At 73.0% G+C, this 25,304-nt stretch carries 23 protein-coding genes and 2 pseudogenes; 13 read left to right on the top strand and 12 right to left on the bottom strand.

Going from position 1 to position 25,304, the window contains the following annotated elements; genetic code table 11:
* The 3 genes from ACIF80_RS19875 to ACIF80_RS19865 all read left to right on the top strand — a co-directional run bounded on the left by ACIF80_RS19875 (nt 1) and on the right by ACIF80_RS19865 (nt 3,014).
* On the top strand, nt 1-1,035 hold the full coding sequence (locus tag ACIF80_RS19875; RefSeq protein ID WP_399806855.1) for a glycosyltransferase family 2 protein: 1,035 nt from the start codon (nt 1-3) through the stop codon (nt 1,033-1,035).
* The gene (locus ACIF80_RS19870) at nt 1,028-1,828 is read left to right on the top strand and encodes a polysaccharide deacetylase family protein (protein WP_399806243.1); all 801 of its coding nucleotides are present in this window, start codon (nt 1,028-1,030) and stop codon (nt 1,826-1,828) included. Before ACIF80_RS19875 ends, ACIF80_RS19870 begins: the two co-directional genes overlap by 8 nt.
* 88 nt (nt 1,829-1,916) lie before the next feature.
* Nucleotides 1,917-3,014, top strand: coding sequence for a DUF5925 domain-containing protein (locus ACIF80_RS19865; protein ID WP_399806241.1), 1,098 nt, complete (start codon nt 1,917-1,919; stop codon nt 3,012-3,014).
* A gap of 86 nt (nt 3,015-3,100) precedes the next feature.
* Here ACIF80_RS19865 and ACIF80_RS19860 read toward each other — a convergent pair whose 3' ends face one another.
* Nucleotides 3,101-3,469, bottom strand: coding sequence for a GntR family transcriptional regulator (locus ACIF80_RS19860; RefSeq protein ID WP_399806239.1), 369 nt, complete (start codon nt 3,467-3,469; stop codon nt 3,101-3,103).
* Between the two features lie 71 nt (nt 3,470-3,540).
* Here ACIF80_RS19860 and ACIF80_RS19855 point away from each other — a divergent pair, with 71 nt between their 5' ends.
* Together ACIF80_RS19855 and ACIF80_RS19850 are read left to right on the top strand one after the other, a co-directional pair.
* The gene (locus ACIF80_RS19855; RefSeq protein WP_399806237.1) at nt 3,541-4,470 is read left to right on the top strand and encodes a GNAT family N-acetyltransferase; all 930 of its coding nucleotides are present in this window, start codon (nt 3,541-3,543) and stop codon (nt 4,468-4,470) included.
* Nucleotides 4,451-4,951, top strand: a complete 501-nt coding sequence (locus tag ACIF80_RS19850; protein ID WP_399806236.1) for a DUF402 domain-containing protein — start codon at nt 4,451-4,453, stop codon at nt 4,949-4,951. The genes ACIF80_RS19855 and ACIF80_RS19850 overlap by 20 nt, the downstream gene beginning before the upstream one ends.
* On the opposite strand, the gene ACIF80_RS19845 is transcribed toward ACIF80_RS19850, so the two are convergent.
* The gene (locus ACIF80_RS19845) at nt 4,940-5,578 is read right to left on the bottom strand and encodes a class I SAM-dependent methyltransferase (RefSeq protein WP_399806234.1); all 639 of its coding nucleotides are present in this window, start codon (nt 5,576-5,578) and stop codon (nt 4,940-4,942) included. The genes ACIF80_RS19850 and ACIF80_RS19845 overlap by 12 nt on opposite strands.
* 138 nt (nt 5,579-5,716) lie before the next feature.
* Between ACIF80_RS19845 and ACIF80_RS19840 the strand changes: the two genes are divergently transcribed.
* Nucleotides 5,717-5,851: a hypothetical protein gene (locus ACIF80_RS19840; RefSeq protein WP_399806232.1), complete on the top strand. Its 135-nt coding sequence runs from the start codon at nt 5,717-5,719 to the stop codon at nt 5,849-5,851.
* 222 nt (nt 5,852-6,073) lie between these two features.
* On the top strand, nt 6,074-7,144 hold the full coding sequence (locus tag ACIF80_RS19835; RefSeq protein ID WP_399806230.1) for a lytic polysaccharide monooxygenase: 1,071 nt from the start codon (nt 6,074-6,076) through the stop codon (nt 7,142-7,144).
* Between the two features lie 125 nt (nt 7,145-7,269).
* Here ACIF80_RS19835 and ACIF80_RS19830 read toward each other — a convergent pair whose 3' ends face one another.
* Together ACIF80_RS19830 and ACIF80_RS19825 are read right to left on the bottom strand one after the other, a co-directional pair.
* Entirely contained in the window at nt 7,270-8,130 is an 861-nt protein-coding gene (locus ACIF80_RS19830) for an esterase/lipase family protein (protein WP_399806228.1), read from the bottom strand.
* Nucleotides 8,131-8,262: 132 nt separating this feature from the next.
* Nucleotides 8,263-8,556: pseudogene (locus tag ACIF80_RS19825) on the bottom strand (hypothetical protein); the annotation flags it as partial.
* 126 nt (nt 8,557-8,682) lie between these two features.
* Between ACIF80_RS19825 and ACIF80_RS19820 the strand changes: the two are divergent.
* Entirely contained in the window at nt 8,683-9,738 is a 1,056-nt protein-coding gene (locus ACIF80_RS19820; protein WP_399806226.1) for a DUF3533 domain-containing protein, read from the top strand.
* Between the two features lie 67 nt (nt 9,739-9,805).
* On the opposite strand, the gene ACIF80_RS19815 is transcribed toward ACIF80_RS19820, so the two are convergent.
* The 3 genes from ACIF80_RS19815 to ACIF80_RS19805 all read right to left on the bottom strand — a co-directional run bounded on the left by ACIF80_RS19815 (nt 9,806) and on the right by ACIF80_RS19805 (nt 13,993).
* Complete coding sequence (locus ACIF80_RS19815; RefSeq protein ID WP_399806224.1) at nt 9,806-10,888, bottom strand: S1 family peptidase; 1,083 nt, start codon at nt 10,886-10,888, stop codon at nt 9,806-9,808.
* A 538-nt stretch (nt 10,889-11,426) separates the two neighbouring features.
* On the bottom strand, nt 11,427-12,332 hold the full coding sequence (locus tag ACIF80_RS19810; RefSeq protein WP_399806223.1) for a S1 family peptidase: 906 nt from the start codon (nt 12,330-12,332) through the stop codon (nt 11,427-11,429).
* Nucleotides 12,333-12,814: 482 nt separating this feature from the next.
* Nucleotides 12,815-13,993, bottom strand: coding sequence for a DUF5685 family protein (locus ACIF80_RS19805; protein WP_399806221.1), 1,179 nt, complete (start codon nt 13,991-13,993; stop codon nt 12,815-12,817).
* A gap of 291 nt (nt 13,994-14,284) precedes the next feature.
* Between ACIF80_RS19805 and ACIF80_RS19800 the strand changes: the two genes are divergently transcribed.
* The gene (locus tag ACIF80_RS19800) at nt 14,285-14,722 is read left to right on the top strand and encodes a cell division protein SepF (RefSeq protein ID WP_399806219.1); all 438 of its coding nucleotides are present in this window, start codon (nt 14,285-14,287) and stop codon (nt 14,720-14,722) included.
* A 57-nt stretch (nt 14,723-14,779) separates the two neighbouring features.
* On the opposite strand, the gene ACIF80_RS19795 is transcribed toward ACIF80_RS19800, so the two are convergent.
* Complete coding sequence (locus ACIF80_RS19795) at nt 14,780-15,970, bottom strand: acyl-CoA dehydrogenase family protein (protein ID WP_399806217.1); 1,191 nt, start codon at nt 15,968-15,970, stop codon at nt 14,780-14,782.
* Nucleotides 15,971-16,183: 213 nt separating this feature from the next.
* Nucleotides 16,184-17,839, bottom strand: a complete 1,656-nt coding sequence (locus ACIF80_RS19790; RefSeq protein ID WP_399806215.1) for an MFS transporter — start codon at nt 17,837-17,839, stop codon at nt 16,184-16,186.
* Between the two features lie 292 nt (nt 17,840-18,131).
* On the opposite strand from ACIF80_RS19790, the gene ACIF80_RS19785 reads away from it, so the two are divergent.
* Both ACIF80_RS19785 and ACIF80_RS19780 read left to right on the top strand, forming a co-directional pair.
* Nucleotides 18,132-19,427 (top strand): hypothetical protein, encoded by a 1,296-nt coding sequence (locus ACIF80_RS19785; protein WP_399806213.1) that lies wholly within the window; start codon nt 18,132-18,134, stop codon nt 19,425-19,427.
* Between the two features lie 267 nt (nt 19,428-19,694).
* Nucleotides 19,695-20,711 carry a phosphatase PAP2 family protein gene (locus ACIF80_RS19780; RefSeq protein ID WP_399806211.1) on the top strand — a complete coding sequence of 339 codons (1,017 nt, stop codon included), beginning with the start codon at nt 19,695-19,697 and terminating at the stop codon, nt 20,709-20,711.
* 84 nt (nt 20,712-20,795) lie between these two features.
* On the opposite strand, the gene ACIF80_RS19775 is transcribed toward ACIF80_RS19780, so the two are convergent.
* The 3 genes and pseudogenes from ACIF80_RS19775 to ACIF80_RS19765 all read right to left on the bottom strand — a co-directional run bounded on the left by ACIF80_RS19775 (nt 20,796) and on the right by ACIF80_RS19765 (nt 23,234).
* Nucleotides 20,796-21,011, bottom strand: a complete 216-nt coding sequence (locus ACIF80_RS19775; protein WP_399806209.1) for an I78 family peptidase inhibitor — start codon at nt 21,009-21,011, stop codon at nt 20,796-20,798.
* A gap of 313 nt (nt 21,012-21,324) precedes the next feature.
* Nucleotides 21,325-22,408 (bottom strand): annotated as a pseudogene (locus tag ACIF80_RS19770) (helix-turn-helix transcriptional regulator).
* Between the two features lie 133 nt (nt 22,409-22,541).
* Nucleotides 22,542-23,234, bottom strand: a complete 693-nt coding sequence (locus tag ACIF80_RS19765; protein WP_399806207.1) for a transglycosylase family protein — start codon at nt 23,232-23,234, stop codon at nt 22,542-22,544.
* Nucleotides 23,235-23,790: 556 nt separating this feature from the next.
* Here ACIF80_RS19765 and ACIF80_RS19760 point away from each other — a divergent pair.
* Nucleotides 23,791-24,630 (top strand): hypothetical protein, encoded by an 840-nt coding sequence (locus tag ACIF80_RS19760; protein WP_399806206.1) that lies wholly within the window; start codon nt 23,791-23,793, stop codon nt 24,628-24,630.
* A gap of 144 nt (nt 24,631-24,774) precedes the next feature.
* Nucleotides 24,775-25,191: a hypothetical protein gene (locus ACIF80_RS19755; RefSeq protein WP_399806204.1), complete on the top strand. Its 417-nt coding sequence runs from the start codon at nt 24,775-24,777 to the stop codon at nt 25,189-25,191.
* Nucleotides 25,192-25,304 lie beyond the last annotated feature (113 nt).

Raw genomic sequence — 25,304 nt, 5'->3', positions numbered from 1 at the left:
GTGCCCGGCATCTCGGTCGTGATCTGCGCCTACACCGAGGACCGCTGGGAGGACGTCCTCGCGGCGGTCGCCTCGGTGCGGGCGCAGTCCCGGCCGGCCCTGGAGACCCTGCTGGTCGTGGACCACAACGAGGTTCTGCTGGACCGGCTGGCCAAGGAGTACCAGGACACCGACGACGTGCGGGTGCTCGCCAACGCCGGCCCCCGCGGCCTGTCCGCGGGACGCAACACCGGCATCGCCGCCTCGCGCGGCGGGATCGTCGCGTTCCTCGACGACGACGCCGTGGCCGAACGCGACTGGCTCGGGCACTTCGCCGAGGCGTACGCCGATCCGCGCGTGATGGCGGTCGGCGGGCGCACCGAACCCCTCTGGGCGTCGGGGCGGCGCCCCGGCTGGTTCCCCGAGGAGTTCGACTGGGTCGTGGGCTGCACCTACCGGGGCCTGCCCCCCGGACGCGTCCGGGTGCGCAACGTCCTCGGCGGCAACGCCTCCTTCCGGCGCACCGCCTTCGAGGCGGCGGGCGGCTTCGCCACCGGGATCGGACGGGACGGTGACAAGCGCCCGCTGGGCGGGGAGGAGACGGAGCTGTGCATCCGCCTCAGCCGCGCCCGGCCCGACGCGGTCCTGCTGATCGACGACCGCGCGGTGATCCACCACCGGGTGCCCGAGGCCCGCGAGCACTTCCGCTACTTCCGCACCCGCACCTACGCCGAGGGCCTGTCCAAGGCGCTGGTGGCACGCAGCGTCGGCGCCGGGAAAGGGCTGGAGTCGGAACGCCGGTACACCACGCGGGTCCTGCCGGCCGGGGTGGTGCGGGGGCTGCGGGACGCTCTGCTGGCACGGCCGGGCGGCGCGGGCCGCGCGGGCGCGATCGTCGCCGGAGTGCTCACGGCGGCGGGCGGATACGTGGTGGGAAGCGTGCGGGCCCGGCGGGGCGGGGTCACGTTCTCCGTGGTCGACGTGTCGGGCGCGGAGGGCGGGGCGCACCGTGGGGGAGAGCGCCCGGACGGGGAGCGAGGGGGTGCCCGTGGCTGACGAACGGGTGCCGATCCTCATGTACCACTCGGTGGCCGCCGACCCCAACGACGCCACCCGCGCGCTGTCCGTGACCCCGCAGGCGTTCGCCGAGCAGATGGCGGTGATCGCCGCGCGGGGCCTCACCCCCGTCGGCACGGCCGAACTGGCCGCCCGCTGGCGCACCGGGCGGCCGCTGCCCGCGCGGCCGGTCCTCATCACGTTCGACGACGGTTACGAGGGTGTGCACCGCCACGCCCTGCCGGCCCTCGCCGAACACGGCTTCCCCGCCACGCTGTTCGTCTCCACGGGCTGGCTCCGGGGGCCCCACGACACCGGCGGCGGCCTGGACACCATGCTCGACTGGGACCAGGTCCGCGAACTGGCCGCCGCGGGCGTGGAGATCGGCGGCCACAGCCACAGCCACCCGCAGCTCGACCAGCTCGACGACCGGCGGCTGCGCTCCGAGCTGATCCTGTGCAAGGAGATCGTCTCGGACCAGCTGGGCCGCGTGCCCACGTCGTTCGCCTACCCCTACGGCTATTCCAGCCGCCGGGTGCGCGAGGCGGTACGGGAGACGGGGTACGCGCAGGCCCTCGCCGTCGGCAACGGGCTCGCCCGTCGCGCGCAGGGGCCCTACGCGCTGCGGCGCGTGACGGTGCGCCGGTCGACGGACACCGCCGAGTTCGAACGGCTGGTGGACGGCCGCGACCTCACCCGCGTCTTCGTCCGGGACCGGGCCCTGACCAAGGGGTACGCGGTGGTCCGCCGGGCGCGGCACGCGCGGCGGCTGGCGGCGCACGTCCGGCAGTGACACAGGCGCACGTCACGCACATCACGCGCCCCGCGCGCCCCGAGGAAACCGGGTGCGCGGGGGCGTCCGTGTGCCCGATCATGACGGTATGCCTGCGAACCCGCACGACGCACTGCCGATCCGGCTCAACGTCGACGACAGCGACTCCCCGTCCGATGTCGTCGACGCGCTGTTCCTCGGCCGCTTCGCGACGGGCGAGCAGCCGTTCTCGCACGCGGCGAACATCGACCGCGTGCGCTCCGGCGCGACCCTGCTGCCGACGGGCGCCGAGGTGCTGCGGGCCGCCCGGGACGGCGACCGCAGCGCCACCCTGGCCCAGGGCGACGGCTGGACGCTGCTGATCTCCCGCTGGAGCCGGGGCGCCGACGTCACCGTCACCGCGACCAGCGCCGAACTCGCGGCGAAGATCCTCGACGAGGCCACGGACGGCGCGGCCGACGAACCGGAACCGCAGCCGGAGAACGTCACCATGGGCTTCTGGTACGTGTCCCCGCGCCGCGGCCCGCACCGCACCACCCGGCAGATCTCCGCGGGCACCTGGGACGAGATCCGGCCCAACTACACCGCGCCGGTGGCGGACGCCATGGACCGCCTGATGAAGACCACTCCGGAGGACATCGCGGGCCGGCTGCTCCTGCTGCACGGCCCGCCGGGCACCGGGAAGACGTCCGCGCTGCGCACGCTGGCCCGGTCCTGGCGGGACTGGTGCCAGGTGGACTGCGTCCTGGACCCGGAGCGGCTCTTCTCCGACGTCGGCTATCTGATGGACATCGCGATCGGCGAGGAGGACGAGACGACGGGCAAGGGCCGCTGGCGGCTGCTGTTGCTGGAGGACTGCGACGAGCTGATCCGCGGCGAGGCCAAGCACACCGCGGGACAGGCCCTGTCCCGGCTGCTGAACCTCACCGACGGCCTGCTCGGCCAGGGCCGCAACGTCCTGGTGGGCGTCACGACCAACGAGGACCTGGAGCGCCTGCACCCGGCCGTCGTCCGCCCGGGACGCTGTCTGGCCCGGATCGAGGTCGGGTCGCTGACCCGCCCCGAGGCGGTGAACTGGCTGGGCCACGAGGACGGCATCGGCCGTGAGGGCGCCACCCTGGCCGAGCTGTACGCCCTGCGCAGGGGCACCTCCCCGACGGCCCTGCCGGAACCGCGCGGAAACGCGGAGGCGGGGCTGTACTTGTAGGCACGGGGCACGGGGCACGGGGCACGGGGCACGGGGCACGGGCCGGCACCGCCTGTTCCCCCGCTCCCGCCCGGGGCCTCCCGCGGCTACGCCTCGTACGCCGCCCGCAGCGCGTCCCGTGCGGCGGCCAGGGCCGCGTCCTCGTCCAGTCCGAGCCGTCGTGCCCGCTCCGCGTACGTCTGGGCCGCCGCCGCGACCTCGCGCTCCGCGGCCGAGCCCACGGCGGCGACGAACGTGCCGTTGCGGCCGCGGGTCTCGATCACGCCGTCCGCCTCCAGCGCGCGGTAGGCCTTGGCTACCGTGTTCGCGGCGAGGCCGAGCGCCTGGGCCAGGCCCCGTACCGTCGGCAGCCGGTGGCCCACCGGCAGCACCCCCGACCGGGCCTGTTCGGAGATCTGGGCCCGCACCTGCTCGTACGGCGGCGCGCTGTCGTCGATATGGATCTTCAAGGTCACGGCCCGATTGTCCCGCACCCGGCGGAAAATGAGAGGCAGCCGCAGCGCCCTCCCCCGTAGCGTGCACCTCCGTGACTGTGACCGTCCGCGATCTCCGCTCCGATGCCCGTGCCGACCTCGAGGGCTTCGCCCGCGTCCGGCACGACGCGCTGCCGTTCGTGCTCCTCACCCCGGACTCCCTGGCCCATGACCTCACCCGTATGCACCCCGAGGCCCATTACCGTCCCCTCGTCGCCGTGGCCGACGGCGAGGTGATCGGCACGGCGCAGGTGCACCTGGGCCACGAGAGCTCCCAGCCGGGCCAGGGCAACGTCAACGTGTACGTGCATCCCGAGCACACGCGCCGGGGCGCCGGGACGCTGCTCGTGCGCGCCGCCGAGGAGCACCTGGCCGCTCACGGGGCGACCCGGCTGTTCGCCTGGGTGCTGGACGAGCCGGGCAACCGTGCCTTCGCCGAGCGGCACGCCTACAGGGCGAGCCGCTCCGCCCGCTTCCTCCGCCTGGACCTGGCGAACGGCACCCTCCCCCCGCTCCAGGACCCGCCGCCCGGCGTGGAGCTGCGTACGGGCTCGGACTTCGCCGATGACCCGCGCCCGCTGTTCGCACTGGACGCGGAGACGACGGCGGACGAACCGAGCGACGTGGACACGGAACTCACCGACTACGAGGCCTGGCTGGAGGAGACCTGGAGACACCCGCTGTTCAGCCCCGGGCTGACCTCGGTGGCGGTGGTGGCCGGCCGGCCCGCCGCCTTCTCCGCGGCCCGCACGGACGACGGCACCCGGTACGGCACGGTCATGACCGGCACCGCCCGGGCCCACCGCGGCCGGGGCCTGGCCAAGCTCGCCAAGAACGACTCCCTGCACCGCGCCCGCGCCGCCGGGTACACGGAGGCGTTCACGGGGAACGACACCGGCAACGGGCCGATGATCGCGATCAACGAGTGGTTCGGCTACGAGGTCTGCGCCACGGAGGTGCGGTATGTCCGTGAACTCGGCTGAACGTCCGGTATTCCTGGACGTCGTCCTCGTCAAGGCGGGGCGCACGAAGATCGGTTACCCGGCCGAACTGCTCGCCGACGACGGCACCCGCGTCACCGTGCGCGCCCCCTGGGCGGGAGACGGGGTACGGGACTTCGGCTTCGTGCGCTTCGAGCCCGGTGACGTCTTCACGGAGCACTACTGGCGCGACCGGTGGTACGCGGTGAAGGAGGTGCGCACCGCCGCGGGCACCCTCAAGGGCCACTACTGCGACATCACCCGCCCGGCCGAGCTTTCGGCCGGGCGGCTGGTGGTCGAGGATCTCGACCTGGACCTGTGGGTCTCGGCGGACGGCACGGACGTACGGCGGCTGGACGAGGACGAGTTCGCGGCGAGCGGCCTGGCTGCGACGGATCCCGCGGCCGCGGCCGCCGCGGTGGCCGCCCTCGACGAGCTGGACGCCCTGGCCCGCGGAGGCGGGCTCGGCACGCTACTCGCGTGAGGGTCCGGGCCGGTCCGGCACCGCGACCACGGCGTAGCGCTCGTCGTCCACCTCCCGGCCCCACAGCGTCGCGTCGTCCGACAGCCGCTCCACGTCCACCCGTCCGCCGAGCGGAGCCAGGAGGGTGGTGAGCAGGCCCGCGGGTATCCCGGCCGGGCTCACCGTCCCCCACACCCCCTCGACCAGGACGAGCCGTCCGCCGGGGCGCAGCAGCCCCCGCCAGTGCCGCAGCGCCCGGCCGGGATCGGGCAGCGTCCACAGCACGTGCCGGACCAGTACGACGTCGTGGCGCCGCTCCCCGGTCGGCGGTGCCGCGGCGTCACCGACGAGGAACACCGCGTCGCGTCCCGCGAGTTTCTCCCGGGCGAGCCGCACCATGGCCGGTGACCGGTCGACTCCGGTGACCCGGTGCCCCTGCTCGGCGGCGAGCAGCGCCAGGCTGCCGGTGCCACAGCCGAGGTCCAGGACGTCGCTCGCCCGCTCGGGGAGCCAGGCACGCAGCCGCGCCGCCCAGGCCTCGCGCACCCGCGGGTCGCGCAGGCCGTGATCGGGGTCCTCGTCGAAGCCGGCCGCCCGCGCGTCCCAGTCGACACCCACCGTGCCCGTCACGTCACCGTCATCGGTCATGCGGCCAAGAGTGACACCCGCCACTGACAGTCGATGAGTGACCGCGGCCACAGACAGACCGGGAGCGATGAGGAACTCTCCCCCGAAAGGTCCACCCCCGCGAGACCGCGGCACCCGTGGACCCCGAAGGAGGCAGCCATGCGCCGTGTCACCGTGCAGAAGCCCCTGAAGAGGACGACCGCCCCCCGGGTCCGCGACGAGCCCGGGGAACGCCCCGCCCCGCGTCCGGAAGTCCGCGAGGACATCGCCCGGACCTGGTGGCCCACTTCCTGACCCCGGCCGTCCGTCTCCTCCCGCCCACCGCGCGACCCCTCGGCCGGCCGCTCACGGGCTCCTACCTGATCCCAGCCTGAGCACTCCCTTAACGGGGCCATAAGGATCTCCGTGAGCGGCCTTCGGCAGGCGATTTCCCGGTTTCCCGGGGCTAGTTTCTGAGCCGTCCCCCCACGGGATTCCCCCCCCAAGCCCATGGATCGTCCGAGGAGTTGCTGCCCCATGCCCGCACGCCGCAAGGCCGCTGTCGCCGCCGTCGGTATCGTCCCGCTCGCCCTGACCGGGCTGTCCGCCTCGCCGGCGGCCGCGCACGGCTCGATGGGTGATCCGGTCAGCAGGGTCGCGCAGTGCTTCGCCGAGGGGCCGGAGAGCCCGAAGTCGGCGGCGTGCCGGGCGGCGGTCGCGGCCGGCGGCACCCAGGCGCTCTACGACTGGAACGGCGTACGCATCGGCGACGCGGGCGGACGCCACGAGGAGCTGATCCCCGACGGCAAGCTGTGCAGCGCGAACGACGAGGCGTTCAAGGGGCTCGACCTGGCCCGCGCCGACTGGCCCGCGACGTCGGTGAGCAGCGGCTCGTACACCTTCAAGTACCGGGTGACGGCCCCGCACAAGGGTTCCTTCAAGGTGTACATCACCAAGCCCGGCTACGACCCGGCCCAGCCGCTGGGCTGGGGCGATCTGGATCTGGCGAACCCGGTGGCGACGTCCACCGACCCGGCCGCCACCGGCGGCTTCTACACGTTCACCGGCACCCTTCCCGAGCGCTCGGGCAAGCAGCTGCTGTACGCGGTGTGGCAGCGCTCGGACAGCCCGGAGGCGTTCTACTCCTGCTCCGACGTCACCTTCGGAGGAGGAGAAGGAGGAGGCGCGGGCGAGGCCGTCGACGACGGCGGAAGCGAGTCCGGCGCCGGTGACACGCCCAAGGACGAGACCGCCCCGGCACCGGTCGCCTCCGCACCCTCCGAGGAGCAGATCGACGAGGGTACCGACAAGTCGACCATCGAGAACCACGGCCACGGGGACGACGACCCGCACACCACCGCGCAGCCGGCCCCGGCCGGCGACGGCACCGCCGGGGACACGCCGGGCGACGGCACCGACGGCACCCCCGACACCGCCGCCGCCAACCAGCCCAAGGCGGCCGGCACTTCGGGGAACCTCGCGGAGACCGGCGGCGACGGAAACACCCCGTACCTGATGGTCGGCGGGGCCGCCGCCCTGGCGCTCGGTTCGGCGGCGCTGTTCGCCCCCACCCGGCGGCGTGCGGCGACCGGGCGGCACGGCCGCTGACCCCGCGTCGACCGCTGACCCCGCGTCGACCGTGAACCGGGGCCTGTCCGGCGGCTCAGGCCGGGCAGGCCCCGACATGCGCACGGGCACGTACACGTGTCAGCGGTTCGCTCCGTCTCCACGTGTCAGCTGAACACCGAGGCACAGGTGGTGGGGCGGGCACGGGAGGGGTCGAGGGCGTTGGCGACCTCGTGGAAGGCGATCCGGTCGATCAGCGCGATCGCCAGGTGCTCGGACAGGTCGACCGGGCACAGGTCCTGGAGCAGGACGTTGCGCACGTTCGGCCCGCTCAGGTACTGGCTGCGGTACGGGGTGACCACCTGGTCGTACCGGGTGGCGATGACGGTGTAGCGGACGCCGGGCACGGTGTCGCCGCCCGCGTTGAGCCTGGTGAGGAAGTCCGAGCCGGCGACCTGCTGGGCGAGGGCGGGGGTCGCCTCGTTCAGCAGGTCGCCGACGCCCGGGAAGTACGGCAGCAGGTTGGTGAGGCCGGCGAGGGTGGTGCCGTGATTGCTGGGCGCGATCCCGACGAGGGCGTTCACCTCGGCGGCGCCGCCGAGGAACTTGAGGTAGTGGCGGGGCATCATCCCGCCCTGCGAATGCCCGACGATGTCGGCCTTCGCCGCGCCGGTCGCGGCGAGCACCTTGTCCACGAAGGCGTCGAGCTGTTGCGCGGACTTGTCGATGGGGCCGAGCCCGTGGAAGAAGGGGACACCGGCCAGTTGGCCGTAGTCGAGGGAGAAGACGCAGTAGTCGCGGTGGGTCAGATAGGGCGCGAGGCCCAGCCAGTTGTCGACGGAGTTCCCGAAGGTGCCGTGGACCAGGACGACGGGGCGGGGATGGGCGGCGGACGGCTTGCAGGAGTAGTCGTTCCAGCCCGAGCTGGGCGCCCCCGCGGCGTGGGCGGTGGTGGCGGGGAGCAGGGCGACCGCGGCGGTCAGCAGCAGCGCGGTCAGCGGTCCGAGCACTCGTCTCCAGGGCAGCATCGAGTGATCTCCTTACGGCTCAAGGGAGTTGCGGCGGAAGAACGCCCTGTGATCCGGATCACGAGGATGCTGGTCACTCGTCAAGTTACGGGTGAGTAGTGCAATTGTGAAGTTACGGGTCAGCAAAAACTTTCAGCGACACCCGGCACAGGTGGCACCACAAGTGATAGAGGGCCACCAGGCAGGACGCACGGGTCCGTCGGGCGCGACGCGCAGCAGACGGTCACCCGGCGCGCGGGCCCCGCTCTCGCCGGGCACGCCGACCCCTGCGTGCACGGCCTCCGCCGCCGCCTCCTCCTCGGCCCGCGTGCGGGCCCGCCCCGGTTCGGTCGGCACGACCGGCCGGGCCCGCACGCCGACGGGATGCGGCCGGCGTTCGGCGCAACCCCTGCGGACCGGCTCGTCGACGAGCCGGCCGGCGGCCTGCCCGGCGCGGTCGGGCCCCTTCCGGTCGCTCCGCCCTCACCGCGGACCGGTTCTCGAACGTGCGCACGACATCCGTTCGGCCCCTCCCCACCTGTGCGAGCATCCGGTCCTCGGAACCATGGAGGCATGACGCAGACCGTCGGCGCCGACTCGTCCCGCAGCTCGTTCCTCGATGAGGTGAAGACCGCCGTCACCCCGCGGGCCGCTCTGCTCGTCCTCGGCGTGATCGCGCTGCAGGTGCTGTTCATCGCCTCCTACGTGGGGGCGCTGCACGCCCCGAAGCCGACGGACGTGCCCTTCGGAGTCGCCGCGCCCCCGGCCGCGGCCGCGCAGACGGTGGCCCGGCTGGAGCGGCTGCCCGGCGCCCCCTTGGACCCGCGGGCCGTGACCGACGAGGCGAGCGCGCGGAAGCAGATCATGGACCGCGACCTCGACGGCGCCCTCGTCGTGAACCCGGAGGGGGAGACGGACACCCTGCTGGTCGCCTCCGGCGGCGGCACCGTCCTCGCCACCACCCTGCAGAGCCTCGTCACCAAGGTGGAGGCGGCCGACGGACGGCAGGTGCGGACCGTCGACGTGGCGCCGGCCGCGGCACAGGACTTCGACGGGCTGTCGCCCTTCTACCTGGTCGTCGGCTGGTGCGTGGGCGGTTACCTGTGTGCCTCGATCCTGGCGATCAGCGCCGGCGCCCGGCCCGCCAATCCGCGCCGCGCGGTGATCCGGCTGATGGTGATGGTGCTGGTCGCGATCGTCGGCGGCCTGGGCGGCGCGGTCGTCGTCGGGCCGGTCCTGGGCGCGCTGCCCGGCAGCGTGACCGCGCTGTGGGCGCTCGGCGCGCTGGTGACCTTCGCCGTCGGCGCCGCCACCCTCGCGCTCCAGGGCGTCTTCGGGATCGTGGGCATCGGGCTGGCGATCCTGCTGGTGGTGATCGCGGGCAACCCGAGCGCGGGCGGCGCCTTCCCGCCGCCGATGCTGCCGCCGTTCTGGGAGGCGATCGGCCCGGCGCTGCCGCCGGGGGCGGGGGTCTGGGTGGCCCGCTCGATCGCGTACTTCGACAACAACGCCCTGACCGGGGCACTGCTCGTGCTGTCGGCATGGGCACTCGCGGGCATCGTGATCACGATGGCCGCCGGACTGCGCCACGGACGGCAGGAGCCGGAGCCGCCCGCGCGGACGCCCTGACCGCCACCGCCCACGCGGAAGTCCCGCCCCTCGTGGATCCGGGGCGGGACTTCACTGCGGTGTGCGCTCAGCCGATCTGGGTGCCGGTCGCCGAGAGGGCCTCCGTCACCGGCTGGAAGAAGGTCGTACCGCCGGAGGTGCAGTCGCCGCTGCCGCCGGAGGTGAGACCGACCGCGCTGCTGCCCGAGAAGAGCGAGCCGCCGCTGTCACCGGGCTCGGCGCAGACGTCGGTCTGGATCAGGCCGTTGACGATGTCGCCGTTGCCGTAGTTCACGGTGGCGTCCAGGCCCGTGACCGCGCCGGAGTGCACCTGGGTCGTGGAACCGCTGCGGGTGACCTCCATGCCGACGGTGGCCTCGGCGGCGCCGGAGATCGCCTGCGTGGAGCCGTCGTAGAGGTTCACCTCGCTCGGGTGGTCCACGTCGGCGGTGTACTTGACCAGGCCGTAGTCGTCGCCCGGGAAGCTGGACGCCTCGTTCTCGCCGATCACGGTGCCGGAGGAGTCCGACCAGGTGGTGATGCCCTCGGTGCAGTGCCCGGCGGTGAGGAAGTACGGCTCGCCGCCCTTGGTCACGTTGAAGCCGAGCGAGCAGCGCCCACCGGCCCCGGTGATGGCGTCGCCGCCCGCGGCGTACGGGGTGAACTCGCTCTTGATGCGCTGGAGTTCGGCCTTGGCCCCGAGTCCGTCGACGACCTTCGTCAGCTTGGCCCACTCGGCCTTGGAGACCGTGCGGTCCGCGGTGACGACGACCTTGTTGGTGGTCGGGTCGGTCACCCAGGAGGTGCCCGGGATCGTCGCGTCCTGCTTGAGGGCGGTGCGCGCGCTCTTCAGCTCGGCGAGGGAGTTCGCCACGACTCTCGCCTTGGCGCCGGCCTCCTCGACGGTTCCGGCGGCGGCCTCGTCGAGCACGTTCACCACGAGGCTCTTGCTCTTCGCGTCGTAGTACGTTCCCGCCGCGTCGGCGCCGAGGTCCTCGGCGAGCGTCGAGGCGAGGTTTCCGGCCGCCGTGATGGAGAGGGTCCGGGGCGTGGGGGCCTCCGGGGACTCACTGGCGTTCGCAGTCTGGAAGGTGACTCCCGCGGCGACCAGTGCGGCGATGCCCGCACCCGTCACGGCTGCACGCCGCCTGGGTATGCGTCGGTGCTTCAACTCGCGTCCTCCTGTGGGGGGACGGTCCGGGAGGTTGTGGGGACCTCACGAACCGGAAGGCGTACGGCCACGGGGGCGGCACACAGAAAAAGCCGAGCCCCGGGCCGTTGAACGCCGCCCACTATTCCGAGCCCCACAGGGGGCACACAAGGTCGACTTCAGGACGCGCGTACGGCAAAGAACGTGCGCCCTCTATGTCCTGACAGGTCATGGACACGCGGGGCAGTTCGCACTGCAAACACTACGAGCGAGTAACCGGCGTACTGATTCGAGGGATCGATCCCTGGCTTGAAACCGCCCCTGGCTGGTCCGGATTCGAGCGGAGCGCGGCGGGCGGAAGTTGCTCCTGCACCGATTCCCGCGACGGCTCCGGGACCTGGGGAGGGCGTGTCTCCCCCGAAGGTGGCTCCGTGTCCGCACAAGGATGAGCCCCCGCACGCTGGTTGCGTGCGGGGGCTCGTCGTCGTGTGTCGGCCGCGGTGAGGCCCTGCGCTGCGGGACCGGTGGTACCGGCCGGCCCCGGTCGGCGGGCGTCGGCCTAGTAGACGCTGACTCCGTAGGCGCTCAGGGCCTCCGTCACCGGCTGGAAGAAGGTCGTGCCGCCGGAGGAGCAGTTGCCGCTGCCGCCGGAGGTCAGACCGTACGCGGTGCCGTTGCTGCCGTAGAGCGAGCCGCCGGAGTCGCCGGGCTCGGCGCAGACCGTGGTCTGGATGAGACCGGAGACGATGTCGCCGCCGCCGTAGTTCACGGTCGCGTTGAGCGCGGTGACCCGGCCGCTGCGCGTACCCGTGGTGGAGCCGTCACGGATGACGGTGGTGCCCACGCTCGGGGTGGCCGCGCGCGTGATGTCCACGCCGTTCGCGGTGCCGGGACGGCTGACGGAGCCGGTGTAGCGCACGAGGCCGTAGTCGTTGCCCGGGAAGCTGGAGCCGGCGGTCGTGCCGATGGCCGTGGTGCGGCCGGAGTTGGAGTACCAGGTGCCCGCGCCGTCGGTGCAGTGACCGGCCGTCAGGAAGTACTCGACGCCGCTGCTGTTGCGGACGTTGAAGCCGAGCGAGCAGCGCCAGCTACTCGCGTAGATGGCGTCGCCGCCCTGGATGAGCTTGGTGAACGTGCCGGGTGTGCGCTTGATCTGCAGCGCGTCGGCGTCGGCGCCGGCCTCCTGCTTGATCTTCGCGATCTCGGCCTCGGACACCGTGCTGTCGACGGTGACGACGACCCGGTTGGTCTTGCTGTCGACGGCCCAGGCGGTGCCCGGGACGTCGGCCTCCAGCACCGAACCGCTGACGCTCTTGAGCTCGGCGGAGCTGAAGGTGGTGGGAGCTTCGGACGCGTTCGCGCTGGGGATCGCGATCGCGGCGGCGGCCACGAGGCCGGTGGAGACGGCGATCAGCCGGGTGCGTCTCGAGATGCCGCTGCGGGGGGTGGTGCGCTTGATCCTCACTTCTCGTTCCTCCATGAAGGACGTAGGGGGCCCCGGTGGGGTTCGGGCCCGTGAGGCGCAGTCAGGGGACCGGTCGTCCGGATTCCGAACATGCCGTGCCCCTGACAAGCGCTGGAGGTGAGTATTCGGCCGACGGGCCGGTCGCCGCAAGAGTGCCTTTCGGTCGTCACCCCGTGAACCGCCTGTGCGGCGCGACCTTCGACACCCTTGCCCCACCAGCCGGTATCCCCGTTCCGCAACCGGCCGCCACCGCCCCGGAGATGTCCGGAAGTGAACCCTCCGAATACTCTTGCGAACACCCCTCCGAATCCACCACCAAGGGACTCGACAACCCTCGAACGCCCCGTCGAACGCTCCGTTCGACGCGCCGCCGAACGCCCGGCCGGACACCCCACCGGACATCCGCCCGGCCGGCCGTCGTACGCCCTTCGGGCCGCCCCGCTGCTCGGGCCCCTCCACGGACGCCTCCCCGCGCCCCGGACTCAGCAGTCGCACCCGCAGTCGCAGCCGCCCTCACCGCAGCAGCTGCTTCCCTCACCACAGCAGCTGCAGCATTCGCAGCAGTCACAGCACCCGCTGCAATCGCAGTTGGAGCAGGCCTGCTTGCGCTCCCCGGTCCAGGGGTCCTCGTGGGTGCCGCAGCACAACTGGCACGTACAGAACAGCCCCGCCCACACCGCGCACCCGGCGATCAGCCCACGTCGGCGCGGCGGCCCGGGCGGCACCGGACCGCCGGGACCGCCCGGCATGCCCGGAGTGCCGGGTGCGCCGGGCGGTGAGTAGGGGTGGGAACCGTGGGCACAAGAAACGGTGTTGAAGGCACGATCTACGGAGTTGGGCAGTTCATGAACGAGCAGCCGGTGAGCGAGACCGCCGTCGGTGAACTCCGTCTCGCGCAGCGCGAGACGGATGCCACGCACGGCGTCGTCGGCGAGCCGGCGGGCCTCGGTGAGCGGAGTGCCGGTGGCGGTGAGGGGGTTCCACGCGCCCGACGCGGCGTCGGCCTCCCGGTCCTCCACGGCGTCCAGCAGGTGGGCGAGCCGGCCGAAGAGCCGTCCCGCCTCGGCGAGCGGCCCGGCGTTGTGCACCCGCCCGGCGAGTACCGCCGTGTGCGCGAAGGCCGCCGCGGTGGCGGTCTCGGTCGGTTCGGTGACGGTGAGGATCGGGGTGCCGGGGCCTGCGAGGGTCTCGATGCCGGTCTGCCGGTCGACGGCGTCGACCAGGACGGCCGTGTCGAACCCGACGTCCGTACCGGTCCGTGCGCCGGCCCGGTCCCAGCTCGCGGCGACACGACGCGCGGCGAGCGCCACCGGGCGGCGGGCCAGCAGCCCGTCCCGGTCGGCGACATGGTCGCGCACCTTGGCGGAGGCCAGGACCAGCGACACGGCCGCCGCGAGCCGCGCGCCCTCACCGTGCGCGACGGAGGCGGTCCGCATACCGCGCAGTGGACACGGCCCCGCCGTACGCCGCCCGGCACCGGCATGTTCGGACTGAGCCTCCGTCAGGACGGAGACGAGCAGACCGTCGTAGTTGGTGACGACGCGTGCGAGCTGTCCGTGGTCCCCGCGCAACGCCAGGCACAGTCCGCACAGATGCGCCGTCCACTGAGCCGTGAGCCGTTCACCGAGCCGGTGCCGGCAGGGCCTGACCATTCCGAACATGACGTTCCCCCCTGGGTGATCCGAAGTGGAGCGGCGGCATCGTACTCATTGCCGCATTCACCCGTACGCGCCATCGCTCACCCATACGCCGAGAAGAATCATATTTCACTCACAGTCAGCATTCGCTTACATCGGGACCCTTGGGGGGCTTGGGCTCTCGACGGATGCGCCCTGCACCAGTACCGTCACAAACCCCCCGCACGGCGTCCAATCACTTGGCGCGCCATCCGCATCATGGACGACCATAGGGATGCGGAAAGCAAGTAAGGACCGCTGTGAGAGGAGGCGTCCATGGGATCGGTACGCAAGGCAAGTGCCTGGCTTGGCCTCGTCGACGACAATGAAGACGAGCGTTACTACGACGACGACTACTCCGACGGGGCTGCGCCCGGGGACGCCTGGGTCACCGATCCGCGGGTCAGGGTGGCCACGGACGTCGCCGCGGAGAAGGGCCGCCGCATCGGCACGGTGACCCCGGACAGCTTCCGGGACGCCCGCGCCATCGGCGAACTGTTCCGGGACGGGGTCCCCGTCATCGTGAACCTCACCGCCATGGAGGCCGGTGACGCCAAGCGCGTCGTCGACTTCGCCGCCGGACTGATCTTCGGTCTGCGCGGGTCCATCGAGCGTGTGTCCAGCCGTGTGTTCCTGCTGAGCCCGGCCGACACCGAGGTCGTCAGCGGGGAGCCGGCGGCGCACCGGTCGGACGGCTTCTTCAACCAGAGCTGAGGCAGGGCCGCCCCGGCCCTGCCCCTCCTCCCCTCCCACTTCCCCTCCCGACCCGGCCTACCGGAACGCGTCGAGCCCGGTGAGCGCCTTGCCCAGCACGAGCTGGTGCATCTCCACGGTGCCCTCGTAGGTGAGCACCGATTCGAGGTTCGTCGCGTGCCGCATGACGGGGTACTCGAGCGAGATCCCGTTGGCACCGAGGATCGTGCGGGCCGTACGGCAGATGTCGATGGCCTCGCGGACGTTGTTCAACTTGCCGAAGCTGACCTGCTCGGGCCGCAGGCGGCCGGCGTCCATGCGCCGCCCGAGATGATGGGCGAGCAGAATCCCCTTGTGCAGTTCGACCGCCATGTCGGCGAGTTTGGCCTGTGTCAGCTGGAACCCTCCGATGGGCCGCCCGAACTGCTCCCGCGACCTCGCGTAGTCGACGGCGGCCTCGAAGCAGGCGCGCGCCGCGCCCATCGCGCCCCAGACGATCCCGTACCGGGCGTGCGTCAGGCAGCTGAGCGGTCCGCGCAGTCCGGTCACCTCGGGCAGTACGGCGTCGGCGGGCAGCCGTACGTCGTCGAGGACCAGTTCGCTGGTGACGGAGGCGCGCAGCGACCACTTGTGCTTGATCTCGGGCGCCGAGAACCCGGCGTTGTCGGTGGGCACCACGAAGCCGCGGATCCCGTCGTCGGTCTGCGCCCACACCACGGCGACGCCGGCGACGGAGCCGTTGGTGATCCACATCTTGCGGCCGTTCAGCACCCAGTCCCCGCCGTCGCGCTTGGCGTGGGTCCGCATGGCGGCGGGGTCGGAGCCGTGGTCGGGTTCGGTGAGCCCGAAGCAGCCGATGATCTCGCCGGCGGCCATCCTCGGCAGCCACCGCTGCTTCTGCTCCTCGCTGCCGAACCGGTGGATCGCGTACATGGCGAGCGAGCCCTGTACGGAGACCAGGGACCTGATGCCGGAGTCGGCGGCCTCCAGCTCCAGGCAGGCGAGCCCGTACTGCACGGCCGAGGTACCCGCGCAGCCGTAGCCGTTGAGCGGCATGCCGAGCACGCCGATCCCGCCGAGTTCCCGGGCCAGCTCGCGGACACCGGGCAGTTCGCCCTTCTCGTACCAGTCGGCGACGTGCGGCAGCACCCGGTCCCCCGCCCAGGCACGCACGGTGTCCCGGACGGCCAGGTCCTCCGGCTCCAGCAGGTCGTCGAGGCCGAGCGGGTCGGCCGGGTCGAAGGGGGGCGACTTCTCGGACGCGGACATGGACACTCTCCGGGGCGATCGGGCCGGTGCGGATCCGGGCGGGCGCGGCCGGTACCGGTCCCGCCGGCGGGGCTCGGCCGGTGCGGAGACGACCACTGCGGACACGACCGGTACGGATTCGGCTCGTGCTGCCAACCAGCGCTGCCAGTCAGGTTCGGGCCGACGTTACGACGCGGTGTCGCGCACGTCCACCCGGCTGCCCCGCGGTACTCCTCACACCGAGACGCGGGACTCCGCGGCCTCCCTCGGGCCGGGGACATCGGCCGCCTCGGCCGGGGCTCGGGCGGGCCCGTCCGAGGGCGCCCCGGCGGGCGTTTCCCCGGCGGTCGCCGGCTCGCACTGCATCGTCCGCGGCAGCCGCAGCGCCATCACGGCCCCGAGCAGCAGCAGGACCGCGCTGGCCAGCAGGGTCACATGCAGCCCGTGCACGAAGGCGTGGCGGGCCGCGTCCCTCAGGGCGGCTCCGGCGGGCCCGCCGAGCTGGGCGGCGACCTCGTAGGCCTCGCCCAGCGAGTGCCGCGCCGCCGAGGACTCCGGGGCGGGCACCCCGGGGACCTCTTCGAGGCGGGGCGCGTAGGCGGCGTTCATCACGCTGCCGAGGAGCGCTATCCCGATTCCGGCGCCCAGCTGGTACGAGGTCTCGCCTATGGCGGCGGCCCCGCCCGCCTGCTGCGGGGGTGCCTCGCTCAGCATCGACTCGTACGCCCCGAACAGGGTGGTCTCCAGGCCGAAACCGAGCAGGACGAACCCGCCCAGCAGGAGGGCCCGGTTGTCCTGTTCGCCCATCGGGGTCAGCAGGAGGACCGCCGCGGCCGTCAGGCAGAAGCCGGAGAAGACCATGCGGCGCGGTCCGAACCGGCGCAGCAGCCGCGCGCCCGCCAGCCCCGCCGCCATCGCGGCGACCGTCAGCGGCACCAGCCGCAGTCCGGTCTCCAGCGGGGAGAGCCCGAGGACGAGCTGGAGGTACTGCGCGGCGATCAGTTCCAGGCCGACCAGGGCGAGCATCGCCAGCACGATGCAGCCCACCGACGTGCTGAACGCGGGCCGGGCGAACATGCGCAGGTCGACCAGCGGGTGCGCGCGTCGCCGCTGCCGGCGGACGAAGGCGGCCAGCAGGGCGGCGCCCACGGCCAGCACCAGGACGGTCCACAGGCCCCCGGCGGACTCACCGCCGAGCCGCTTCACACCGAGGACCACCGCGAACAGTCCGGCGGCGGCCGTCAGCGCGCCCGTCACGTCCCAGGGACCGGCGCCGTCGCCCTTCGACTCGGGCAGCAGGAATCGCCCCACCGGGAGGCTGACCAGCATCAGCGGAATGTTGATGAGGAAGACCGAGCCCCACCAGAAGTGCTCGAGCAGGAAGCCGCCGAGCAGCGGCCCGACCGCCGCGCCCACCGCCGCCACCGCGCTCCAGACACCGATGGCGAGCGCCCGCTCGCGCCGGTCGGGGAAGACCTGCCGCAGGATCGACAGCGTCGCGGGCATGATCATCGCGCCGCCGACGCCGAGCAGCGCCCGCGCCGCGATCAGTACCGGCGCGCTGTCCGCGAGGGCCGCCAGTCCGGAGGCGAGGCCGAACAGGGCGTAGCCGAGCAGGAGGACGCGTCTGCGGCCGACCCGGTCGCCCAGCGTGCCGAAGAGGATCAGCAGCGAGGCGCAGACCAGCGGATAGGCGTCGACGATCCAGAGCAGCTCCACCGCGCCGGGCCTGAGGTCCTCCGTGACGGCGGGGACCGCCACGTGCAGCACGGTGGCGTCGACGGCGACGAGGAGCAGGCTGACGCAGAGGACGACGAGTACCACCCAGCGGTTGGCACCGGCCCCGGCCGCCCGACGGCGCAGCGAGGCGGCCGTGGTCGTCCCGGACATGTACAGACCTCCCAGATGTTCCCTCGCCCTCGGCGGGCTCACGGGGTGGGGGACTCCCCCGTGACTCGGCCGGAGAGGAGCGGTACGAACTCCGGCCCGCGCAACGAACGGCGAGTGACAGGCAGCGTACGCGAGGCCGGGCCGGTATTGAGTGGCGGGCCTCTCACATCTGCGGCCGACAGGTGTGGCGTACACCACTTCCGTACGGCCTCCGCGACCTGCTCCGGGGCCCCTCCGGGGTTCGCGCACCCGCGGGACGGGCCGGCCGCGCACCAGGTCGATAATCGGGCCCGTGACGGATCTAGAGACGCGTGCCGCACCGGCCCGCCCCGGAGCGCTGCGCAGGGCCGCGCCGGCGCTCCTCGGGTACGCGGCCGTGCGGGCCCTGGGCCTCCTCGTCCTGGCCGTGTGGAGCGAGGCACGCGGCAGGAGCGCGTACACCCTGCTCACGGCCCGCTGGGACGCCCTCTGGTACACGAGGGTCGCGGAGCTGGGGTACGGCTACGAGGTACGCCTGGCGAACGGGGACGTGCACTCGAACCTGGCCTTCTTCCCCCTGCTCCCCTGGCTGGAGCGGCTGGTGGCGGCGGTGTCGCCGCTGTCGTACGCGGACGGGGGCTTCGTGGTCGCCGTGTCGGCCTCGCTCGCCGCGGCGTGGGGGATCTTCGCGGTGGCGGACCACGTGTACGGGCCGCGGGCCGGGGTCTGCGCGGTGCTGCTCTGGGCGGTGCTGCCGGTCGGGGTCGTCCAGTCGATGGCGTACAGCGAGTCCCTGTTCACGGCGCTCGCCGCCTGGTCGCTGTACGCGGTGCTGACCGGGCGCTGGGTGACGGCCGGGATCCTGGCGTCGCTGGCCGGTCTGACCCGCCCGGTCGGGCTGGCGGTGGTCGCGGCGGTCTGGGCGGCGGGTGTCGTCTCCTTCCTGCACGACCGTCGCGGGGCCGGGGAGGAGCATCGCTCGTTCGGGGGGAGCCGCGGCGCGGCCGCGGCGGACGGCGCGCGCCCCGGGGAACGCGCCGCCCCGGGCGGGGGCACCCCGCGCGCGCCGTCCGCCGGGGGCGCGCCCGTCCTGCCGGGCGCCCCCGGCACGGGCGTCCGCCGGGCGCTCGGCCTGTTCGTCGCTCCGCTCGGTGCCGCCGGTTACGTTCTGTGGGTCGGGCACCGGACCGGGAAGGGCCCGTTCGGGTATCTCGAGGTGCAGGCGGGCTGGCGGAACGGGTTCGACGGCGGTTTTGCCTTCGCCCGGTTCACGGCGGAGAAGTTCACGTCGTTTCCCTCGGCCCTGGCGGGGCTCGGGCTGGTCCTCGGGGTCGTCCTGCTGGTGTGGCTGTACGTGCTCTGCGTACGGCAGCGCCAGCCGCTCCCGCTGCTGGTGTACGCCGGCACGGTCGCGGCCCTCGCCCTCTGCGCGTCGAGCTACTTCGGCTCGAAACCGCGTCTGCTGATGCCCGCCTTCCCCTTGCTGCTACCCCTCGCGCTGCCCCTGGCACGGCTGCGTACGCCCAGGTCGGCGCTGGTGGTGGGGTCCGTCGCGGTGGCCTCGGCGGTGTACGGCGCCTTCTGGCTGAACGGCTCCGGGCCGCCCTGACCGGCCCCGCGGGCCCTGCCCTCCCCCTCCCCGGGCCGACGGGCGGTGAGCGCCGGGGAAAATCTGCGCCGGCCTTCGGTGAACGCATTCCAAAAGCGCGATAAAACCGCCCCCTCGAATGATCAAAAGAATTGAAGACGACGACGGCCGGCGATTACCGATTCGCGGAGAATAAAGGCCGCCTTGAGAGCAATCCCACATCACATCGTCATCACAAAGCCGCTGATTCGACAGGGCTGGGCGCTCACTCCCTGTAACGTCGATTGGGTGCGTACCGAACGGAAGACCACCCGTCTGGACCGGGTGTTCGCGAGGCTGGATCGTGAGCCGGAACGACCGGCCCACCTCGACGTGCCTCGAATGAGCCGGCACCGGACGGTGCTTTTCGGCTCCACCCTGGCCTCCTACGTGGCGATCGTGTGGGCCGTCGTCATCACGTCCTGGCTGGTCCGGCTGGACTGGCAGGTGATGTTCTTCCGCCCGTACGAGCAGTGGGCGGAGCTGCACGCCTTCGTCGACTACTACGTGGTGCTCGGCCAGCGCGGTCCGACCGCGGTGATGGTGGCGGCCTGGCTGGGCTGGCGCTCCTGGCGGCAGCACACCCTGCGCCCCCTGCTCGCGCTCGCGGTCTCCCTGCTGCTGCTCAATGCCACCGTCGGTGCCGCGAAGTACGGCATGGGACGCCTCGGACCGCACTACGCGACCGAGATCGGCTCCAGCGAGATGTGGCTCGGCGGCAGCATATTTCCCAGCGGTCACACCGCGAACGCGGTGGTGACCTGGGGAATCCTGGCCTATCTGGCCTCCACTCCGAGAGCGCGGCGCTGGCTGTCCGCCGTGTCCGCGGTGACCTCGCTCGGCGTCGGGCTGTCCACCGTCTACCTCGGCACCCACTGGCTGAGCGACGTCCTGCTCGGCTGGGTGGCGGGCCTGCTGATCCTGCTGGCCCTGCCCTGGTTCGAGCCGCTGATCGCCCGTGCCGAGGACCGGATCTTCGGCTGGCGCGACCACTGGCGGGACCGCTGGTACGCCCGGCGGGGCCGGGCGGCGCCCGCGGCCCCCGTCGCGACGCCGGTCATGCTCAAGCCACTCACCGGCCGCGAGGCCGGCGCGACCCCCGAACCGGTCTCCGCGTCCCGCCCCGCGGGCCGGTCGCCCGCCTATCTGGCGCCGGGGCCGCACTCGACGCGCGCGGAGCGCACACCGGTCACTCCGGCCGGCAGCCGCCGCCCGCAGCACGGCGAGCGTCATCCGCGCGGCAACACCCCGGCGACCCGCTCCTGACGGTCCCGCCGGGCCCCGCGGCGACGGCCCGGTACGCACACCCCGGCCCCGGCTCCCTCGTGGAACCGGGGCCGTCGCCGTGTCTCAGCCCTTCCAGGACCGCGCCACCGTGCCGTCCTTCGCCTCGAAGTTCAGCCGTCCCACGCGGTACTCCATGGTGATGATCGCCCCCGGCGGCAGCGTCCGGACCGTCGCCCAGCCGCGCTCGCGCGCGAGGCGCTCGGCCCGGTCCACGGGCAGGCCCACATAGGCGTCCGGGCTGTCGTCGGGTTCCGCGGAAGGTGTCGGAATGGGTGCCATACGTTCACGCTATGCCCTGCCCGGCGGACGGGGAAGGCCGGACCGCGAACACCTGCCCGGATCCCCCGGCGGTCACACTTCTGTCACAGGATCACGACAGACGTTTATGCCCACACCCATCACACGAATGGGTGATTCGAAGCCCCTCCGAGCGCGACCGAGCTTAATTCCCGGACATCGCGCCGGGGTCTCGGATAAACCCGGCGGAGCGTTCCCGGAGAAACGTCCCGGGCCCGTTCGGGCCATTCCATTCCGTCGCCGTGACGACAGGTGCGCCCCTGACGGCAGGGCCGTACGGAAACCCACGGTTCCTTCACACGATCCACCCACCCCGCCGACCGGGCCGGTCCGGCTCCACTCGGCGCGGCGGCACGGTCCGGTCGGCGTGGTCCGGTCGGCGTGGTCCGGCATCAGCTCGCCTCGCCGGATCCCTCCGCCCGGGCCAGGGCACGGGTGAGCCGGTCGCGGGCCGTGGCGATCACGTCGGTCAGCCCGGCCGGCTCCAGCACCTCGAACTCGAAGCCCAGCAGCATCACGTGGACCACCAGGGCGTCGAAGCTCGCCGCCCCGGTGGTCAGGACACAGCTGTCCGGCCCTTCCGCCCGGAGCGTGCCGACGGAGGGCGAGATCCGCTCCACGGCCTCCTCGACGGACACCAGCAGCCGTATCGCGGCCTGCGAGGCGTACACGCGCGTGGAGACGCCCCGGGACACATAGGCGGCCAGGTCTTCGGCCGGGGGCTCACGCGGGACGAAGCGCGGTCCGTGCGGGGACTTCGGGGTGAGGCGGTCCACCCGGAAGGTGCGCCAGTCCTCGCGGCCGAGGTCCCAGGCCACCAGGTACCAGCGGCGTTCCGAGCACACCAGACGGTGCGGTTCCACGGTGCGGCGACTCGTCACGCCGTCATGGCCGCGGTACTCGAAACGCAGACGTTCGGTGTCGCGGCAGAGCTGGGCGAGTTCGGTGAGCACGGCCGGGTCGACGGCCTCGGCACCCGGTCCGCGCAGCATCGGCACGGTGACGGCGTTCAGGGCGCCCACCCGGCGGCGCAGCCGGTCCGGCAGCACCTGTTCCAGCTTGGCCAGGGCCCGCACCGAGGTCTCCCCGATGCCTTCGATGCCCTGCCCGGCCGCCGTACGCAGTCCTACCGCGACGGCGACGGCCTCGTCGTCGTCCAGCAGCAGCGGCGGCAGTTCGGCGCCCGCGCCCAGCTGGTAGCCGCCGCCGGTTCCGGGGCTGGCGTTGACGGGGTAGCCGAGCAGGCGCAGCCGGTCCACGTCGCGGCGCAGGGTCCGGGAGCTGACCCCGAGCCGCCCGGCCAGATCGGCGCCGGACCACTCGCGATGGGCTTGGAGCAGGGACAACAGACGCAGCAGTCGTGCCGAGGTCTCCACCATGGACCGAGTCTGTCAGCCTTTGCGGACAGCCACTGTCCGCAATGAGGCGGACCCCGTCCGGGCCGGCGCCGGAAACCGGCGGCCGCCCGGACGGGGCCTCGTCCCACCTCACCACCCGGTGCGGCCCGGCGGATCAGAGCATGAGACGCCGGCCGGGCAGGATCACGTCGGGGTCGCCGCCGATGACGGCCTTGTTGGCGGCGTACAGCTGTTGCCAGGTGGTGCCGTGCCGGGCGGCGATGGCGCTCAGCGTGTCGCCCTCACGGACGGTGTGGTCGCCGCCGGACGGGTTCCGGTCCGCGCTGCCCGACGACTGGGCCGGCGCCTTCGACGGGACCGACCGGTTCGGCGACGTCGGCCGCCGGGAGGACTCCGCCGGCTTCGCGGGCTTCGCCGGGGCTTCCTGGGCGGTCGCCGAGCCGGTACCGGGTGCGCTCCCGGATGCCCCGGCACGTGCCGAGCAGGTGGGCCAGGCGCCCCACCCCTGGCCGCGCTGGACCTTGGCGGCGATGGTGATCTGCTGGGCCTTGGTGGCCCTGTCGGCGGTCGGCGCGTAGGCCGTGCCGCCGTACGCGCGCCAGGTGGAGGCGGAGAACTGGAGCCCGCCGTAGTAGCCGTTGCCGGTGTTGATGTGCCAGTTGCCGCCGCTCTCGCACCGGGCGATGCGGTCCCACACTCCGCTGTCCGCCGCCGTGGCGCTGCCGGCCGAGGCCAGCAGTCCGAGGGGCGCGAGCAGTGCCGCGCCGGCCAGAGCCGCCGTACGGGGCTTCTGGGTCTTCCGGGTCCTGCGGGCGTCGTCGCGGGTGGTGTCGGCACAATCGGACATGTAGGTCCCTCTCCACGGACCCGGGATCCCCCGGGGCGGAGCGCCACCGCCGCGTCACGGGACGCGGCATGTCGCGCTCGCCCCCTCCGCCGTGGGGTCGTGCGAGGGATCCGGTGCTGCGGTGGATCCGGCTGGTGCGGTCGGCGGACGTTCCCGAGCGGTGCTCGCTGCACACGGCGGAGGAATCTAGGCAGCCGACCGGGTCGGCATCAAGCAACTCCCCGTCTTCGCAGGCCAGTTCGGCATTACCCTCGGTAGCGTCAATTTCAGGACACCCACTTCATTCACTGATTTCATGATTTATTGACCAGCGGAGCGCCCGTCCTGTGAGCCACTTCACCCGGTCAACGTCGCTGACACGACGGCCAGTTGACGATGAGTGTCCGGTTCCGAGCTGGAAGTCACCGTGTGCGCAGGATGGTTCGATTCCGTTCGCTCCCGGGCGTGACTCCCGCCACAGATCGCCCGTTGTCATCTGTATGAGCCGGGGGCCCGCCCCGGACCACGGGCCGGGACCCCCGGCCTCGCCACGCACCGCATCCCGAGGGAGCCACCCGTGCCGCGCATGCTCGACGTCAGCAACGAGGTACGCGCCGAGATCGGCGACGAAGAAGCCGACCGCCTGCTCGCGGGAGATTCCGCCCCGGGCGGTTACGACTGCACCTCCTGCCGCACACCGGGCGATCCGGAGCAGGAGCGGACCAGCACTGTCCTGTTCGTCGGGGAGGAGACCGCCGTCCTCGCCTTCGCCCACTCCACCTGCCTGCCCTCGCAGGTCGTCCAGGTCACCGAGCAACAACTCCAGGGCGCCGTACGGTCCATCAGCGGCGACGCCGCGGCGCCCGCGCAGAACGTGCTGACCGCGCAGACGGCCCCGGCACAGGCCGCTCCCCATCAGGCCGCGGCGCCGTACGTCGTGCCCGAGCAGGCCGTGCTCGGCGTGACCAGCGGACTGATCCTGATCGCCGGGGAGTTGCATCCGGCCCTGGTCGTCGAGCCGACCGCCCCGGTGGCTCGGCCCGGTTCCCTCGGGTCCGGCGACGACTTCCTGCCGCTGCTCATCGAGCAGGGCTTCACGCCCGTGACCGAGCTGTCCACCGCGCCGTCCGTGCTGCACGGCTGGTCGGTTCTGCTGGCCGTGGGACAGTTGCACGCGGTGCTCCAGCCGAACCCGAACGGCGGACAGCCCGTGGCCTGGTGGCAGGCGCACCAGCCGCTCCAGGTCACCGAGGGCTGGCGGGCGGCCGCCAACAAGCACCAGCAGGTGCTGCTGTTCGCGGCTCCGGTCGGCTCGATCGGCCGTCAGCCGCGCGAGGACCTGCTGCGCGACGCGCTGGACAGGGCCGCGGCGAACGGAAGGCTGGTCACGGCAGCACTCCCGCTCGCCGGTCTCTGACCGGCGGACGGCTGACGGCTGACCGCCGACTGCTGAGGGCCGAGGACCGGCGGCCGGCACCCGGCTGCCGGTCGGCAGGCCGGTGACCGGCGAAAACCCGCACCACGGCCGCATCCCTTACCGGGCGGGGTCGTTTGGAGATATGTGCACGCATACGACGCTCCCCGCCGCCAGCCCTTCCCGTTGGTCCCCGCCCCCGTGCGACCGGCTCAGGACTCCGCGGGCGGCCCTTCGGCCACGCCGATCTACGACGCGCTCTACGCCGAGTACGTGAAGTCCTTCCGCTCGCTGCCGGGTGACCGCAGCGGCGAGGAGAAGCTGGGCTTCACCGCCTTCGGAGGCGTCCCGCACAGGACGGGCTCGTCCGTCGGCCACGGCTCGGGGACGTTCGGCGGTTCCGTCGGCGGCGGGTCGTACGGCGCCTACAGCGCGGGGGCGAACAGCGCCCGGCAGAGTTCGGGGCAGCCGCAGTGGCAGCGCGTCTCGGCGGTCGGCCGGCACGCCATCGGGAGGCACCACGTCCCGGCGGCACTGCCCCCGGCCCCGCGCCGGGAGGCCTGACCGAGGGCCACCGGGCCTGACGACGGCACGCAGGGTGAAGGGGGGCGGGGGCGGGCCGGGCCGCCCCCCCGCACCCCGGGGGGCGGGGGGGGGGGACGTATTGGTTGCGCGCC

The organism is Streptomyces sp. NPDC085927 (assembly GCF_044540975.1).
Taxonomy (GTDB): domain Bacteria; phylum Actinomycetota; class Actinomycetes; order Streptomycetales; family Streptomycetaceae; genus Streptomyces; species Streptomyces hirsutus.
This window is presented reverse-complemented; position numbering and strand designations above follow the sequence as displayed.

Excerpts from the sequence above, each read along its gene's own strand:
- ACIF80_RS19865 (WP_399806241.1), top strand. The coding sequence starts at position 1,917 with ATGCCTGCGAACCCGCACGACGCACTGCCGATCCGGCTCAACGTCGAC.
- ACIF80_RS19850 (WP_399806236.1), top strand. The coding sequence starts at position 4,451 with ATGTCCGTGAACTCGGCTGAACGTCCGGTATTCCTGGACGTCGTCCTC.
- ACIF80_RS19845 (WP_399806234.1), bottom strand. The coding sequence starts at position 5,578 with ATGACCGATGACGGTGACGTGACGGGCACGGTGGGTGTCGACTGGGAC.
- ACIF80_RS19840 (WP_399806232.1), top strand. The coding sequence starts at position 5,717 with ATGCGCCGTGTCACCGTGCAGAAGCCCCTGAAGAGGACGACCGCCCCC.
- ACIF80_RS19835 (WP_399806230.1), top strand. The coding sequence starts at position 6,074 with ATGCCCGCACGCCGCAAGGCCGCTGTCGCCGCCGTCGGTATCGTCCCG.
- ACIF80_RS19830 (WP_399806228.1), bottom strand. The coding sequence starts at position 8,130 with ATGCTGCCCTGGAGACGAGTGCTCGGACCGCTGACCGCGCTGCTGCTG.
- ACIF80_RS19820 (WP_399806226.1), top strand. The coding sequence starts at position 8,683 with ATGACGCAGACCGTCGGCGCCGACTCGTCCCGCAGCTCGTTCCTCGAT.
- ACIF80_RS19805 (WP_399806221.1), bottom strand. The coding sequence starts at position 13,993 with ATGTTCGGAATGGTCAGGCCCTGCCGGCACCGGCTCGGTGAACGGCTC.
- ACIF80_RS19800 (WP_399806219.1), top strand. The coding sequence starts at position 14,285 with ATGGGATCGGTACGCAAGGCAAGTGCCTGGCTTGGCCTCGTCGACGAC.
- ACIF80_RS19795 (WP_399806217.1), bottom strand. The coding sequence starts at position 15,970 with ATGTCCGCGTCCGAGAAGTCGCCCCCCTTCGACCCGGCCGACCCGCTC.
- ACIF80_RS19790 (WP_399806215.1), bottom strand. The coding sequence starts at position 17,839 with ATGTCCGGGACGACCACGGCCGCCTCGCTGCGCCGTCGGGCGGCCGGG.
- ACIF80_RS19775 (WP_399806209.1), bottom strand. The coding sequence starts at position 21,011 with ATGGCACCCATTCCGACACCTTCCGCGGAACCCGACGACAGCCCGGAC.
- ACIF80_RS19765 (WP_399806207.1), bottom strand. The coding sequence starts at position 23,234 with ATGTCCGATTGTGCCGACACCACCCGCGACGACGCCCGCAGGACCCGG.